Consider the following 428-nt stretch of genomic DNA (forward strand, 5'->3'; position numbering starts at 1 on the left):
CGTGTGGCCCAGCTGGCGGATGTTGCCGGGCCAGTCGTAGCACGCGATCTCCACCACCAGCTCCAGCGGCAGCACCGGCTGCGCGCCATGCGCCTGCAGCAGGTGCACGATCAGCACGCCGATGTCCTCGCGCCGCGCGCGCAGCGGCGGCAGTTGCAGCGCGAATCCCTCCAGCCGGCGCAGCAGGGCCTGGTTGAACGCGGCCGCATCGAGGTCCTGGTCCGTCGCCGCGATCAGGCGCGCCGTCGTCTTGCGGTCCTGGCTCGCACCCAGCGGACGGTAATCGCCCCCTTCCAGCACGCGCAGCAACATCGGCTGGACGCTGGCCGGCGCATTGCCGATCTCGTCGAGGAACAGGGTGCCGCCGTCCGCTTCCGCGAACAGGCCACGGCGCTCCTGCGCGCCCGTGTACGCGCCGCGCGCCGCGC

The 428-nt window shown here is 72.9% G+C and carries 1 protein-coding gene; it reads right to left on the reverse strand.

The annotated features are described in order from the left end of the window. The coding region (locus ACEN88_RS34360; protein WP_413346877.1) for a sigma 54-interacting transcriptional regulator at window positions 1-428 on the reverse strand (428 nt) is incomplete at both ends.

This window comes from Massilia sp. CT11-108, assembly GCF_047302915.1.
Taxonomy (GTDB): Bacteria; Pseudomonadota; Gammaproteobacteria; order Burkholderiales; family Burkholderiaceae_D; genus Telluria; species Telluria orientalis.